Origin of the sequence: Nonomuraea sp. NPDC049750 (assembly GCF_040659625.1) — a bacterium.
Classification (GTDB): Bacteria; Actinomycetota; Actinomycetes; order Streptosporangiales; family Streptosporangiaceae; genus Nonomuraea.
On the sequence record NZ_JBFANB010000051.1, the window covers coordinates 47,244 to 61,004 of the forward strand.

General features: G+C 66.9%; 17 protein-coding genes and 1 pseudogene. 10 read left to right on the forward strand and 8 right to left on the reverse strand.

From position 1 onward, the window contains the following. The first annotated feature begins 232 nt into the window (after positions 1-232). Positions 233-1,462, forward strand: a complete 1,230-nt coding sequence (locus AB0J16_RS56580) for an NAD(P)/FAD-dependent oxidoreductase (RefSeq protein ID WP_358556762.1) — start codon at positions 233-235, stop codon at positions 1,460-1,462. A gap of 212 nt (positions 1,463-1,674) precedes the next feature. Here AB0J16_RS56580 and AB0J16_RS56585 read toward each other — a convergent pair whose 3' ends face one another. Beyond that, entirely contained in the window at positions 1,675-2,508 is an 834-nt protein-coding gene (locus tag AB0J16_RS56585) for a type II CAAX endopeptidase family protein (protein ID WP_358556765.1), read from the reverse strand. A 168-nt stretch (positions 2,509-2,676) separates the two neighbouring features. On the opposite strand from AB0J16_RS56585, the gene AB0J16_RS56590 reads away from it, so the two are divergent. Together AB0J16_RS56590 and AB0J16_RS56595 are read left to right on the forward strand one after the other, a co-directional pair. Further along, on the forward strand, positions 2,677-2,907 hold the full coding sequence (locus AB0J16_RS56590) for a hypothetical protein (RefSeq protein ID WP_358556768.1): 231 nt from the start codon (positions 2,677-2,679) through the stop codon (positions 2,905-2,907). A gap of 126 nt (positions 2,908-3,033) precedes the next feature. After that, positions 3,034-3,213: a pentapeptide repeat-containing protein gene (locus tag AB0J16_RS56595; protein ID WP_358556771.1), complete on the forward strand. Its 180-nt coding sequence runs from the start codon at positions 3,034-3,036 to the stop codon at positions 3,211-3,213. A 225-nt stretch (positions 3,214-3,438) separates the two neighbouring features. On the opposite strand, the gene AB0J16_RS56600 is transcribed toward AB0J16_RS56595, so the two are convergent. From AB0J16_RS56600 to AB0J16_RS56610, 3 genes are read right to left on the reverse strand one after another with little or no spacing between them, the layout of a single operon-like run. Beyond that, positions 3,439-4,329, reverse strand: coding sequence for a TIGR03619 family F420-dependent LLM class oxidoreductase (locus tag AB0J16_RS56600; protein ID WP_358556774.1), 891 nt, complete (start codon positions 4,327-4,329; stop codon positions 3,439-3,441). 37 nt (positions 4,330-4,366) lie between these two features. Further along, the gene (locus tag AB0J16_RS56605; protein WP_358556777.1) at positions 4,367-4,990 is read right to left on the reverse strand and encodes an NAD(P)-binding domain-containing protein; all 624 of its coding nucleotides are present in this window, start codon (positions 4,988-4,990) and stop codon (positions 4,367-4,369) included. 33 nt (positions 4,991-5,023) lie between these two features. Continuing rightward, complete coding sequence (locus tag AB0J16_RS56610; protein WP_358556780.1) at positions 5,024-5,758, reverse strand: SDR family oxidoreductase; 735 nt, start codon at positions 5,756-5,758, stop codon at positions 5,024-5,026. Positions 5,759-5,901: 143 nt separating this feature from the next. Here AB0J16_RS56610 and AB0J16_RS56615 point away from each other — a divergent pair, with 143 nt between their 5' ends. Continuing rightward, entirely contained in the window at positions 5,902-6,513 is a 612-nt protein-coding gene (locus AB0J16_RS56615; protein WP_358556783.1) for a TetR family transcriptional regulator, read from the forward strand. A 398-nt stretch (positions 6,514-6,911) separates the two neighbouring features. Here the strand turns inward: AB0J16_RS56615 and AB0J16_RS56620 are convergent, their stop codons facing one another. The 3 genes from AB0J16_RS56620 to AB0J16_RS56630 all read right to left on the reverse strand — a co-directional run bounded on the left by AB0J16_RS56620 (position 6,912) and on the right by AB0J16_RS56630 (position 8,940). Continuing rightward, positions 6,912-7,118 (reverse strand): hypothetical protein, encoded by a 207-nt coding sequence (locus AB0J16_RS56620; protein ID WP_358556786.1) that lies wholly within the window; start codon positions 7,116-7,118, stop codon positions 6,912-6,914. 818 nt (positions 7,119-7,936) lie between these two features. Continuing rightward, positions 7,937-8,479, reverse strand: a complete 543-nt coding sequence (locus AB0J16_RS56625) for a hypothetical protein (protein ID WP_358556789.1) — start codon at positions 8,477-8,479, stop codon at positions 7,937-7,939. A 101-nt stretch (positions 8,480-8,580) separates the two neighbouring features. Further along, positions 8,581-8,940 carry a transposase gene (locus AB0J16_RS56630; RefSeq protein ID WP_358556791.1) on the reverse strand — a complete coding sequence of 120 codons (360 nt, stop codon included), beginning with the start codon at positions 8,938-8,940 and terminating at the stop codon, positions 8,581-8,583. Positions 8,941-9,035: 95 nt separating this feature from the next. On the opposite strand from AB0J16_RS56630, the pseudogene AB0J16_RS56635 reads away from it, so the two are divergent. After that, positions 9,036-9,591, forward strand: a pseudogene (locus AB0J16_RS56635) (IS21 family transposase); the annotation flags it as partial. A 25-nt stretch (positions 9,592-9,616) separates the two neighbouring features. Further along, on the forward strand, positions 9,617-10,393 hold the full coding sequence (gene istB, locus AB0J16_RS56640; RefSeq protein WP_358556794.1) for an IS21-like element helper ATPase IstB: 777 nt from the start codon (positions 9,617-9,619) through the stop codon (positions 10,391-10,393). A gap of 264 nt (positions 10,394-10,657) precedes the next feature. On the opposite strand, the gene AB0J16_RS56645 is transcribed toward istB, so the two are convergent. Continuing rightward, positions 10,658-11,179 carry a UTRA domain-containing protein gene (locus AB0J16_RS56645; RefSeq protein ID WP_358556797.1) on the reverse strand — a complete coding sequence of 174 codons (522 nt, stop codon included), beginning with the start codon at positions 11,177-11,179 and terminating at the stop codon, positions 10,658-10,660. Here AB0J16_RS56645 and AB0J16_RS56650 point away from each other — a divergent pair. The 4 genes from AB0J16_RS56650 (at position 11,148) to AB0J16_RS56665 (ending at position 13,713) form a co-directional block, all read left to right on the forward strand. Then, positions 11,148-11,321 (forward strand): hypothetical protein, encoded by a 174-nt coding sequence (locus tag AB0J16_RS56650; RefSeq protein WP_358556809.1) that lies wholly within the window; start codon positions 11,148-11,150, stop codon positions 11,319-11,321. The genes AB0J16_RS56645 and AB0J16_RS56650 overlap by 32 nt on opposite strands. A 100-nt stretch (positions 11,322-11,421) precedes the next feature. Continuing rightward, the gene (locus tag AB0J16_RS56655; protein ID WP_358556800.1) at positions 11,422-12,183 is read left to right on the forward strand and encodes a hypothetical protein; all 762 of its coding nucleotides are present in this window, start codon (positions 11,422-11,424) and stop codon (positions 12,181-12,183) included. Between the two features lie 496 nt (positions 12,184-12,679). Beyond that, positions 12,680-12,898, forward strand: a complete 219-nt coding sequence (locus tag AB0J16_RS56660; RefSeq protein WP_358556803.1) for a hypothetical protein — start codon at positions 12,680-12,682, stop codon at positions 12,896-12,898. A 296-nt stretch (positions 12,899-13,194) separates the two neighbouring features. After that, the gene (locus tag AB0J16_RS56665) at positions 13,195-13,713 is read left to right on the forward strand and encodes a hypothetical protein (RefSeq protein ID WP_358556806.1); all 519 of its coding nucleotides are present in this window, start codon (positions 13,195-13,197) and stop codon (positions 13,711-13,713) included. The last annotated feature ends 48 nt before the right edge of the window (positions 13,714-13,761 follow it).

Consider the following 13,761-nt stretch of genomic DNA (forward strand, 5'->3'; position numbering starts at 1 on the left):
TCGTCGCTCTGGCCTGGCGCCGACGGCAGGGCGTGCTCGCAGCGCCGGTTCGTGGTGGCAGGTCAGGTGCCGGTGACGATCAGGCCGACCATAGGGAAGCCGCCGCCGCCCATCGTGGTGAGTCGCAGCGGGAGCGGCTCCGACTGCCGCGAGGCGGATGCCGAGCTATAGTCACCAGGTCGCGAAAAACGATGTTCCGCGGGTCCTTCCGCAGGATATCGCTCGTACATCGATGCAGATGGTTCTGATCGGTGAGCGTCTCCTTGCCGATGCCGGGCATCCCGCCCGCTCCCGGCACTGCACATCGCCGGCGCGTGTCGGCGCAACAGAGGAGCGCAGCATGCAGAAGACCATCGCCATTGTCGGAGCAGGCATGGGCGGGCTGACGCTCGCCCGGGTGCTTCAGGCTCACGGCGTCGCCACGACGATCTACGAGGGTGAGGCTTCGGCGACGACCCGCGCGCAGGGCGGTCTGCTCGACATTCAGGTAGAGACCGGACAGGTCGCGCTTCGCGCAGCCGGTCTCTACGACGAGTTCCTCACTCTGGTCCGCCCGGGTGAGGACGCCAAGTGTGTGGTCGACTGCCACGGCACGATCCTGTTCGACATGCCTGCGGACCCCGGTTCTGCCCGCCCTGAGGTGGATCGTGGCGAACTCAGGCGCCTGCTCATCGACTCGCTGGCTCCCGGGACGATCAGGTGGGGTCACAAGCTCGCCTCGATCCGGCACCGCGTGGAGGGTGGCTACGACCTCGCTTTCGCGGAAGGTTCCGACACGCGCGCCGACATCGTCATCGGCGCGGACGGTGCCTGGTCGAAGGTGCGTCCGCTGCTCACCCCCGCCAAGCCTCTCTACAGCGGAACCTGCTTCATCGAGATCGCCCTCGCCTCGGGCGGCCAGGACTGTCGGACGAGCGTGGCCGCGATCGGCAGCGGCACGCTGATGGCGGTCGCGCCGGGCAAAGGCATCATCGCCCATCGCTACGCCGACGGGCACGTGCGCGGATACGTGGCGCTGAACAAGCCCGAGGAGTGGATGAGGTCGATCGACTTCGGCGACCCGTCCGCTGGCCTCCGTCAACTTGCCGACGAGTTCGATGGCTGGTCGCCGCTGCTCACCGCCTTCGTGACACAGAGCGACGCGGAACCGTGGCTCCGAGCCATCTATGCCCTGCCCGTCGGGCTTAGGTGGGACAGGGTGCCCGGCGTGACGCTCGTCGGCGACGCCGCGCATCTGATGTCGCCCTTCGCCGGCGAGGGTGCGAACCTCGCCATGTACGACGGCGCTGACCTGGCGAGCAAGCTGGTCGAGCAACCCGACATCGAGGTCGCGCTCACCGGCTACGAAGAGCGGCTGTTCCTACGTGGTAGCGACGCCGCCGGCCGCTCGGCGAAGAATCTGGAGATCTTCTTCGGCCCGGAAGCACCGCAGAGCGTAGTCACTCTGTTCGATCACTCCTGATACCTCAGTCCGGTTTCGCGATCTTGTCGCGGACCCGGCGGGGGCCGGGTACGGCCATCGCTGATCATCGGGGGTTGCGCGGACTCCTGAAGATCGTGCGGTGGCCGCAGGGCATAGCCCAGACCCTGCCCGTTGGTGGGCGGTGCGCGAGCGGCACTCCCGGACCGTGACGTCGATCTGCCGTCACCGGTCCAGGACCCGCCGGAATTCGATCACCTGGCGAGCCTAGCGGCCACGTCCGCCCGGGCCGAGCGACGGACGGGGACCACGTGACCACGCCGGTGTGCCAGCCACATGAACACGACGGTGGCCACCACGCCGAACACCACGGCGTACACACTGCCCTCCGGTCCGAAGTCGCCGCCCGTGACCAGCGCTGGACCCGACATCGTCGCGTCCAGCAGGCCCTGCGGGGTGTTGCTGCCGGACACCTTGGTGCTGAAGATGGCGCTCGCGGCAATGTTCCAGCCGAAGTGCAGACCGATCGGCACCCACAGCTTGCGGGTGGCGATGTACGCGGCGGTCAGCATCCCGCCTGCCTCGATGGCGATAGCGATGGCGCCCCACAGGGTGGCGTCCGCGTTGAGCAGGTGGATCAGGCCGAACAGCGAGCCGGTCAGCACGAGCGCGATCCAGGTTCCGGTCCAGTGCTCGACGTTCCGGAACAGGACACCGCGGAAGACCAGCTCCTCGGTCACGGCGGCACCCGCCATGATGCCGAGCAGGCCGACGGCACTCGCCGGCGTGCCCAGGCCGTTGATCGTGTAGTCGCCTAAGAAGGCGATGTTCGCGATGACTGCCCCGAACAGCGCGATGCCGAGCAGCGTGCCCCAGCTGATCCCCGCGCCTGCTCCCTTCAGCGACACCTCGACGGGGGCCCGGTGCTCGGTGCGCCGCACCACCCAGCCGTAGACCAGGACCGCGACGACGGCCGTCAGCAGGCCGGCGACGAGCGCCAGCCAGGGGTTGTCCTTCACCGCCGCGGTGCCCAGATTGCCGAGGATCCAGACCGCCACAACCGCCAAGAGCTGCCATATCAGACGCACGATGACTCCTTCGTGAGAATCCGCGGCGGGAGCGCCGCGGGCTACTAGCAGGGTGCGCTCAGCCGGGGAGGTCGACGCCGAGGGCGACGTCGAAGGTCCCCGCGCCGTTGCGGGCCAGGCCCATCAACAGCGGCCCGACCCCTTCCAGCCAGCGGGCACCTGGGCCGGATGCAAAATCGCGGCCTGGTGTCCCGCGAGCGGTGCCTCGCCGACCAACGGGGGGCGGTAGTCGCCATCACTCCCCGGGGCAGCGACCTGATCAAGATCGCGGCTCCGCAGCACGTGGCCGACGTCCGCGATGTGCTCATCGAGCATCTCACCGCGACAGAAACGGCGATGCTCATCACCATCGGCGACAAAGTAGCCGAACGGCTGGCGGCGCTGGAACACAAGCACTGATACCCGATCCCGGACCTCATCGCTCACGAACTGCGTGCGTGTCAGAATCCCGCTGGCGCCAGCACAACTGTTTGCTATGCACGACCCACAGCTACGACCCGCTCAACGCCTGACTTGATCAGCGACATGCCCTTGGAAGGCGCGGCTCACGGGTGCGGGGCGGCGCTGAAGGATGCTGACTTGCGGGGTGCGAACCTGAGCGGGGCGCAGCTGTATCACGACAGCGCCCGGGCCACCGCCCGGCTGGTCCTCAAAGCGGCTCGCAAGACCGCACGCAAGGTCAACAACGCCTGCCCCGGCGTGTGACTCACATGTGTCTCACCGTGACTCACGATGAGACGACTTGACTACAGAATCGGGAAAACCGCAGGTGGAGGTTGTAGGGCGCCCGGGGCTCGAACCCGGAACCACGGATCCTGAAAGGTGAATCTTTCCTTAGCCAAGCCGCCTCGGCCCGCACTGCGGTGTACCAGCTGGGATCATCCCCGCGCGGGATGGTCCCTATTTGAAGGTTGTCCGGCTCTTGGGTGGTCACAACCGGCCGGTGCGCGCGATCACCTGGCTGGCGAAGTCAAGCATCTGGTCAAGGCTGGGGAACAGTGCGAAGGCGTCCACGAACGCCTCGTCCGCACCGGATTCGGCCAAGCGCTTGAGCTTGTCGGCCAGCGAATCAACGGACGTGCCCGGTTCGAGGTTGATACGTATGGCCTTCTTCAGCGCGTCGGGATCGCGGCCGGCCTCCTGCGCCGCCTGGCGCGCGAGCGACCACAATCGGTCGGCGACCTCGTCCGGCAGAAACTCGATCCCGAGCCAGCCGGTGGCGCTGCGGCCGACCCGGCGCATCGCGGCCTCGCTCGCGCCGCCGATCCAGATGGGCGGCCCGCCCGCTTGCACCGGGCGCAGGTCGGCGTGTACTGGCGGCAGCGAGAAGAACTCGCTGTCCCAGGACACCGGGTTGGTCGTCCACCACTCGTGCAGGAACGCCAGCAAGTCATCGAGCATCCGCCCGCGCCGGTGCCAGTCCGCGCTGCGGGAGATATCGTGCTCGTCCTTCATCCACCCGAGTCCCACGCCGACCTCGAGACGGCCGTCGCTGAGCACGTCGAGCGTGGTCAGCATCCGGGCCAGGTGCGGCGGCTCGTAGTAGAAGGTGCTGAGCGTGCTGGCATTCAGCCGCACCCGGCTGGTCGCCGTCGCGGCGACGGTCCACAGCAGCACCGGGTCGAGGTAACGCTTCATCTGCGGCGGGTACGGCTGCTCTTTGCCCGGATAGATGCTATGCATGTCGACCGGCTGGACCAGGCGATCGCCGACCCACAGCGTGTCGTAGCCAAGGTCCTCGATCCCGCGGCAGAACGCGCTCAGGCCGGCGGCGCTGCTGATAGCGGGCCCGATTATGGGAAGTGTGAAACCAAGCTTCATTGGGGGGTCCTTTCGGTGATCCGCCTCCCGGAGCGGCTCAGACGGGAAGTTCGGTGATGCTGAGGGCGAAGTCCAGGTTTCCCACCCCGTGGTTGGCGAGGCCCACGGTGATCACGCCTGCTCCTTCCAGCCAGTGCGCCATTTTCAGGCCGCCGACGTCCAACGGGCGCAGCCCGAGGCTCTGGATGAAGGTCTCCACGCTTGCCTTGGCCTGCGCGCTGTCGCCGGCGATGAAGACGTCGGGTCGACCCTTCTCCAGGACATGACGGAAGATGGTGTTGAACGCCTTGACCACGCTGGCGCTCGCCGGAGCCGCCTTGGCGACTTCCTGCGCGATCGAGGTCTCCTCGCGGTGGGCCAGCCCGTCGAACGTGGAATTAAAGGGATTGCTGATGTCGACGACAACCTTGCCCGCGAGAGCGTCTCCGTACTGGGCGACGACCGGCACGACACCGTCGTACAACAGGGCCACGATGACGATGTCCCCGGCCGGGGCGGTGCCCCATTCTCCCGTCGTGGCGCCGCCGCCGAGAGCCTTGGCCAGGTCAGCGGCCTTGGACTGATCGCGGCCCATGACCTCGACGGTGTTGCCGCCCGCTACCGCCCGCGCGCCGATGGTGCGGGCCATGTTCCCGGTGCCGATGATGCTGATGCTGCTCATGAGATGTCCTGCCCTGGTTGTGTGTTGTTCGGTTCAGATGGCGGTGGTGCCGCCGTCGGCGACGAGCTCCATGCCGTTGACGTAGCTGGAGTCGTCGGAGGCGAGGAAGAGGGCGGCCGTGGCGATTTCGTCAGGGCCGCCCATCTGGCCGCGGGGGATGAGGGACTCGAACTGGCGCTTGGTGGCCTCGTCGAAGAGTTCTTCCTGCTTGGCGGTGGCGACCTGGCCGGGGGTCAGGACGTTGACGCGGATGCGGCGGTCCTTGAGCTCGTTGAGCCAGACGCGGGCCCAGGCCTGCTGGACGGCCTTGCTGCCGGCGTAGACGCTCCAGCCGGGGAAGGCGCCGAGGGAGGCGTTGGAGCCGGTCATGAGGATGGAGCCGCCGTCGTTGAAGAGCGGAAGGGCTTTCTGAACGGTGAACAGGGTGCCGCGGGCGTTGAGGCAGAACGCGGCGTGGAAGTGGGCCTCGGTGATCTCGCCGAGCGGGGCGGGCTCGCCCCCGCCTGCGCTGGCCCACAGCACGTCGAGGCTTCCCTTCTCCCGCTTGACGGTGTCGTACAGGCGGTCCAGGTCGTCCAGGTCGGCGGCATCGCCCTGGACACCGGTGACGTTGCGGCCGATCTGCTTCACGGCCTCGTCCGGGACGTCCTGGCGGCGGCCCGTGATGAAGACGTGCGCTCCTTCGTCGACGAACAGCTTCGCGCCGGCCAGCGCCATGCCGGTGGTGCCGCCCGTGATGACCGCTACCTTGCCGTCAAGCTTTCCCATGGTCGCCCCCTGGGGGTCGGTGGTGCCGTGTGCACCTCGGCGACGGCGTTATGTACACCGATCTGTTTGCTTACAGTACGGGTCGGGCGGCCGGGGCGCAACTATGTACACCGGTCGTTACCCGGCTGGGGTACCATGAACCCATGTCGGAGTTGGAGAAGGGCCCCACCGGCCGCCGCCGCGGCCGGGGCGCCCGCGAGCGCATCCTCACCGCGTCCCAGCAGCTGTTCCGCGAGCAGGGCATCAACCGCACCGGCATGGACCAGCTCTGCGCGGCGGCCGAGGTGTCCAAGCGCACGGCCTACCAACACTTCACCAGCAAGGACGAACTCGTCGCCGAGTACCTGCGCCGGTTCGACCCCTCCGTTCTGTCCGGCGTGTTCGACCGCACTGACCTCACACCCCGCCAACGGCTCCTCGCCGCCTTCGACATCCCCCCCACCACCCCCCTGTGCCCCTACATCGCCGCCGCCGTCGAACTCCACGACCCCCAGCACCCCGCATCCCAGTACGCACGCGACTACAAGAAAGCCGTCGCCGCGCGGCTCGCCGACACCGCCCGCGAAGCCGGCGCCGCCGACCCTGAACAGCTCGGCGAGCAACTCGCGCTGCTCATCGACGGCGCCGCGGCCCGCACCCGGGTCCTCAACGCTGACGCCTTCCCCGCCGCCGCCGCCATCGCCGCCATCCTCATCGACAACGCCATCCCCGCCACAGCCAGCGACGACCGGCGACGGGAGGAAGTGTCAAGTTGACCTGGCACTCCGCGGCCGGGCTGGACGCGCGGCTGCACCTACTGGTACGCGACACCAGCCGCCCGGCACCTGCCGGCTTTCACGGAACTGGCCGCCCTCCTGCTGAAGGCCGCGGCAGAAGCCGCCGGGGAGACCGGCGACCCCCGAGGACCCGCCGACGTGGTCGGCCTGGCAGCTGCTGGGGCCGCACGCTGCCGTAGTGCTGAACAGCCTCAGCGCTCTGCCGAGGCTGGCGAAAGTCCTCAGTGTCCCGGTCCCGCGGCTCCGCAAGCCAGGATCAGCCTGGACCGAACTATCCCGGTCTCTGGCCGCCAGGACCGAGACGGCAGGGCACGTCCGGATCAGGTACGCCCGCGCGTCAACCGTCCGTCAGTCGCTCGACGCCCAGACCGACGCGCTCAAAAGAGCTCACCGAAAAGGCCAACGTCGCCCCGTACAAGTTCGAGGACCTGAAAGGTCTTCTTCAGGGCGCGGTCCAGGCGTGGGGCGCGTGCGGCGAGCAGGTCGATGACCTCCAGCAGCCAGCGGCGGATGGTGGAGGCTGAGACGTTGTTGCCGCCGGCCATGTCGGCCAGGCGCTGGTCATGGCGCAGCACGGCGAGCACAATGAGGGCGATCTTGGCGGGCGGTAGCTTCCGTCACCGTGAGCCGATCACTTTTTGAGCGCTCTGGCTCACCCTCGATGATCGGTAACTCAGAGTGACTCGGCGGTGGTGTCTGACCATCCGGTTGATGCCGGAGATGCCGATAAGTTCTTGTCCTGATCAGGACGGTTCTCTGACCAATGGCGATATCTTCCAGCGATGAGCGAAGAGGAATCGAACCGGAAAGCCGTCATCATTCCGGGCGGGACGTACGGACCGCTGGCCGGACTGCTCGCCTACGCCGGGGTACTGGGACCATCCTGCCGGAATTGAACGTTAGCGAGCGTTTCCGCAGCTCAAAGCCTTAATCTCGTGACGCCCCCACCCCATATCCTGCTCGTCGGCCCGTGACCGCCTGGCCGACGACCACGCTCACGGTCGACGAGGTCGAGCAGCAACATTGACCTCGTCGCCGTTGGTCACCGCGCCGCGGAAGGTGAGGCTGGTCCTCTCCACCGGGACTGGGGCCAGACGGTTGCCGCTAGCGTCATAGCGTTCTATGCGGAAGTGCCCGGCTTCCAGTTCGGCGTCGGTGTTGCCGATCGACGGCTCGCGGCGCTGCTGAAAGTCACGGATAATGCCCCTGAACTGAGCGGTTCCGGTGGGCGCGGGGGCGAAGGGCCGCCGGGGAAGCCACCTCACCCAGAGGACGTGATCTGCCGGCTGCCGCCGGGGTCGCCGGCCAGAGCCCGCAGATCAGCGGCGACCTCATGCGTGCTGTCCGCATCCCACTGGCCCCGGACACTTCTGCTGTACGCGTGGGTTCTCCCGTCGAGGCGTCACGGGCGGTCGGCGCAGAGCGTGCGCGCTGGGTGGCGGTACACGATGGCGCGCGGCAGCACGTCAGGGGTCCTGGTCCAGCTGGGCACACCTTTGCCGCAGACCGAGGCGTCGGTGGTCCCGTCTGACACTTTGGTGATCCGGTAGGTGGCCGAGGAGCCGCAGGTCATCTTGGACGCCTTGCCGGTGGGGAAGCCGACCTCCTGGTAGAAGCAGTCGCCCTGCTTCGCGTTCAGCGTCAGGCACAGCCGAGTGCGCGACCGGCGGGTTCCGATCAGGACGTATCCGTTGGTGATGTCGTCGCAGCGGTCCGCCTTCTTGATCATCTTGTACGCGGCCTGCGGGGCGCTGCACGCGACGATACGGAAGTCGTCGGTCTTGCCGCCCTTCCCGCGTGCTTCGAGGCATGAGCCGATCCGCGCGTTGATCGGATCGTCCTCGGCGGCGCAGCCTGCGGCCATCGCGATCAGGAAGGCGCAGGCCAGTCCCATGGCGAGGCGGCGGGCGACAGGACGGTGGCGATCACTCGGGGTGCCGGTCATGACCCGGCAGCCTAACCGGAGAACCCATCACCTCGGCCGGGCGCGCGGCAGCGAACCCTGGCCGATGATCGCCGGTCAGGGTCTGCTGGAACCGATAGGGGTCAGGCCACCTGATCGGCTGGGGTGAGGGTGACCTTGTGGCCGAGTGCTTCGAGTTGGCGGATGAGTGGGTCGGTGCGGCGGCGGGTGTCGATCTGGCGGGTGTAGAAGTCGGTTCCCAGATCTTGGTAGCGGGCGGTGGGGTCGGACAGCAGCTCGAAGACGATGGTGAGGATGGTGCGGGCGAGCGCGGTCTTGGCCTTGCTCTTGGGCATGCGCTTGACCAGGCGGCAGTAGCGTTCACCGAGCCGGGTGTCGGTCTTGGCAGCGCTGGTGGCTGCCTGGCCGAGTGCGGATTTCAGGTAGGGGTTGCCCTTGCCGGTCTTGCCCCGGCCGCGTCGCTTGCCGGACTGCTTGGTCAAGGGGTGCGACCTTGGCCCAGGCCGCGAGCCGTCGGGTGGTGCCGAACATGCTCATGTCCAGCCCAAGCTCGGCGATGAGGGTGTGCGCGACGCCGATCACCCGCAAGGTGGACAAGCTGTCGTGCGTGCGGTTCGGCTCGGCCCGCTACTCGGTCCCCAATCGGCTCATCGGCGCGACGGTGGCCATCGTGGAGGCCGACGGCAGGCTGCTGATCACCGACCTGGCCACCGGCGAGATCATCGCCGACCACGCCCCGGTCGCCCCCCGGCGAGGCCGCGATCAGCGACGAGCATTACGGCGGCCCGCGGCCCGCGCCACGGCGCGCCGCCCGGCCCCGCACCCCGATCGAGAAGGCGTTCCTGGCACTCGGCCCGGCCGCCGAAACCTGGCTGACCGGCTCGGCCGCCTCCGGCAACACCCGCCTGGCCGCCGATCTGGTCGAGCTGACCGCGCTCGCCGCTGCCCACGGACAGCAGGCGCTGGTGGCCGCGTTGCAGCGCGCGGCACAGTTCCGCCGATGGCGAGCCGAGGACGTCCGCTCCATCCTCGCGGCCGGAGCCGGCACACCACAGCCGACCGCCGCCGGGGACGCGCTGGTGATGGCCCTGCCCACCGTCCCGACCCGGTCGCTGACCGACTACGCCCTCGACCGGATCGACAAATCAGAGAGACCGGATGACCGCGCCCACAACGCCCGCGCTGCCCGCCGGTCTGGACGCCGCCTTGCGCCTGAAGCTGGCCACCATGCGCCGCCTGGCGCCCGAGCTGCTAGTAACGGCCCGCACACAGCGCTGGAACCCCGAAGAGTTCCTGCGCACCCTGCTGGAGGCCGAGCTGACCGCGCGCGATGAGTCCAACGTCCGCACCCGGATGAAGGCCGCCGCCTTCCCGGTCATCAAGACCATCGAGGAATTCGACGTCGCAGCGTCGTCGATCCCACGGGCGACCTTCGACTACCTCGCCTCGCTGGAGTGGATCCGCGCCACCGAGAACTACTGCGCGGTCGGCCCGGCGGGCACGGGCAAGAGCCACAGCCTCATCGCCCTCGGCGTCGCCGCCGTCCACGCCAGCTACAAAGTGCGCTACTTCACCGCGGCCGAACTGGCCGAAACGCTCTACCGGGGAATGGCCGACAACTCCGTCGGCCGCGTGATCGACAACCTGCTCCGCAACGACCTGATCATCATCGACGAAGTCGGGTTCGCCCCGCTGGACGACACCGGCGCCCAACTGCTGTTCCGCCTCGTGGCCGCCGCCTACGAACGCCGCGCGCTCGGCATCGGCTCACACCGGCCCTTCGACCAATGGGGACGCTTCCTACCCGAGCACACCACCGCCGTCAGCCTGCTGGACCGGCTCCTGCACCACAGCGTCGTCGTGGTCACCGAGGGCGAGTCCTTCCGCATGAAACAGGCACGAACCCGGACAAGCGGCCGCCTCGCCAAGAAATAATCAACTACGAAGAAGTGGGGACCTCTACTTGGCCACCAGCGGCGACACGCACCCGACCATTGACACTACCTGGGCTTTCACCCAGGCCGACCGGCCTTGTATCACCGTCAGGACGACAGGATTTGAACCTGCGACCCCTTGACCCCCAGGCACGTCACCATGGGGCGGGATCACAGCCGATACCCGTCCCCACCTGGGGTTACAGTCCTTGCCGGTCCTTCAGCGTCCAAGGTCGTCCGACGCGATTGTCACTCAGTTCGTCACTCAGAATTCGTCGTACCCGGAGACCTGTCCGATGGAGAAGATGTGCCGGTTTGCGGCGCAGATCGTCTCAAGAACGTGGATGGGCGTGTCCTCGGTGGAATAGCTCGCGCGGAGCACCTGCACGATCCACTCTCCAGGCTCGAGTTCCAGCGTCTCGCGCTCGAAGGTGGTCGGCGACCGCGCCGTCAGGTTCTCCTCCGCGTGGCCGAAGGAATAGCCGAGGGCAATCAACGCGGACTGCAGCGACGGCTTCACGAACTCCGGCTCGGTGAGCCTGGTATCGCCGAACAGGTCAGCGCGGAAGTAGCTTGTCGCGATGCGCACCGGCACGTCGTTCGCGGTCATCATCTTGCGCCGGGCGACGATGTCCGTACCGGAATCGACGCGCAGGCAGGCCGCAACATGATCACTGACGGGTTCGAGCCCGACATAGAGCATCCGGCGATCAGCTTTGAGCCCTTGCCGTTCCGCTTCCGCCAGGAACAGGGACTTGGAACCCCTGATGGCGGGTTCGGTCGGCAAGGCCCCGCTGCAGCAATCGCCACGGCCCTCGACTACGGGAACCGAGGCCGGCGATCGTCAGGGCCTCACCGGTGACTGGTCGACCGACAGGTCATCCGTCGCCGATAACCTCTTCATGAACCTGGGCCAGGTGCTGGATTGAAACGTCCGTTGCCAGGCATCAGAGTGCGCCGGCGGCTGAATCATGGGGAGTTTGTGGCATGGACTCGGTAACGCTGCACACGGCGGCACGACGGTACCTGATGGAGCGGTACGACGAGCTGACCGATAAGTACGCCGCGCTGCCCAACGAGGGACGGTCCGCATTCGGGTACAACTACCGTCCCGAAGCCTGGCGCATCTTCCCCCACTACAACGTGATCGCAGCGATCCTGGAACACGTGGAGCGGCTCGATCCAGACCGGCTGCCCGAGTTCTCCGACCTCGTCGACGCCCTATCCGAGGCTGCCGACACGGCCCAGTCGCCGTTCACACAACCGGCATCGAACAAGACCGCGGCAAAGGCGATGGCTGAGGAACGCCGGCTGTTTCAGTCGACCTTGCAAGCCTGGGTAGCGCGGGCCGACTTTCCGGTGGAACCGCTGCCCTACCGGCGCGTGTTGATGCCCGCCGAGTCGTTCGAACGACAGAAACAGTTGGAGCAGCGGTGGGGGCTGGTGGGCAGGTCGTGGTACCCCATGCTCGCCGAGCCAACTCCACCCGACGTCCTCGTGCTGACGGAGGCATCGATGTGGGACGAGCAGGGACTCGCCCAGGTGCGCGCCGCAGTACGCGACATGAGCGGCGGCCGCGTGACAGAACTGCGCGAGTACGGCGCGGACTACCTCGTAGATGTAGAGATGTTCGAACCCCAGTACACCGGCGCTGAGGGCGTGTGGAGCGATGACACGCTTACCTGGATCGCGTTCGCCTCCCACGAGCGAACGGTCGCCTTCGGTGGCCAACTCGCCACCGCCCTCGAAGCAAAGTGGACCGAGCTCGACCGGTGGCGCTGGTCAGCCTAATTGAGTCATCGCACGATGGCCGAGGCCTCGATTGTGGTGCGCTTCTCGGTACGAGCCGTGCACGGCAGCCCAAACTGCAACCCCCGAAACACGCTCCTGAGAGCCGACGGTTTTACAGCGGGCCGGTGATTGAGACCTCGGGGCAGGTCTGAACTGGTGCTACAGCCTCAGCGCACTCACTGGCGCAAGGGATCATCCCGCGCATATCCCGGATCTTCTTCGAGTCGTGGCGGCGCTACAAGTGAGACCAAACCGCATTAGCAGCTCGGCTCATGGGCCGTCCCGATCAGTTTCACCTGGACCAACATGCGCGGCCGGGTCCATCTGGGACGGCCTTGGATAGCGCTGGATCGCAACTAGAACTGCAGCTAGGGAGCAGCCACCACGGTCTGGCATAACCTCGATGACGCATGTCGTCCCGCAGGGTGACCGCCGCGGGGTCATCCTCTCCTTGATCGCACATGGCCGAGAAACGCGCTTGTCGTATGATCGCCCAATGTCTGATGGAAAGTGCACCTACTGCGGCCACCAGGACCTGGAGCCGGGCTTCCTAGCCGACCATCAACAGCCCGGCTTCGGCGTCTGGGTGGAAGGTGAACTGGAACGGGGAATATTCGGCGGAGCCAAACTGGTGGGCCGTCCCAAATGGCTGGTGGACGCCCGTCGCTGCCCGCAGTGCTCCCACTTGGAACTCTTCGCCAGCCGCCAACTGTAAGCCGTAGCGGACACGGAAAATCGACTAGAAGCCTGGAAAGATCAAGCCAGGCAGGGAAGCGCTCCCGGCCTGGCCTTTCTTCGCTGGAGCAGGTGACGAAAGAACCTGCACTGTCAGCTTGGGAATTGCAGGGAACTTGCCTCGTAGAGGCACTGACCTGCGATTGAGACCGGTCGTGAGTGACCGTGGTTACCCCTCGTCACCCCGGTTAATGGCACGCTAATGGCACGACGATCACGACCGCGAACAGGGATTCGTTCTGTCGGTCCTCTGCCCTACGGTGTGCCATTACGACGTTGTCTGTGGTGATCGGAGTGGTGAGCATGGGGTTGACGACGCCCTCGGCGCCGTTCGATGTAGCAGCTGTCTTCCCTGAACTGGCAAGTCAACGCAAGACCACAGTTCGGCTGCATCCGCGTCGAGGAAGGCCGGCCACCACAGACAGCTCCATCGGTGGGCCGTTGCTGTGGCCTGCCGACGAACCGTGGCCAGTCTGCCCTGAGCCGCTGACTCATGATCCCTCGGAAGGGTGGGATCCGCTTCCGCTGGTCCCGGTCATGCAGCTCTTCGCTGGAGATGTTCCTGAACTGCCGTTCCCTGATGACACCGACACCCTCCAAGTGCTGTGGTGCCCGCTTGACCACGAGCCGTACTTCCAGCCTCACACGATCGTGCGCTGGCGGAAGACGGAAGCGGTCGGCAGTCTCCTCATCGAGGCCCCCGTGCCAGATCCTGACAGCGACGACTCGTATCTCCCTACGGCGTGCGTGAAGCTTTTTCAGCCCCTGGCGACGGGAATGCTGGTCACAGCATGATCGCGAGCTCGGTGTTCGCCTGACGACGCAAGAAACCCCTGGTAGATG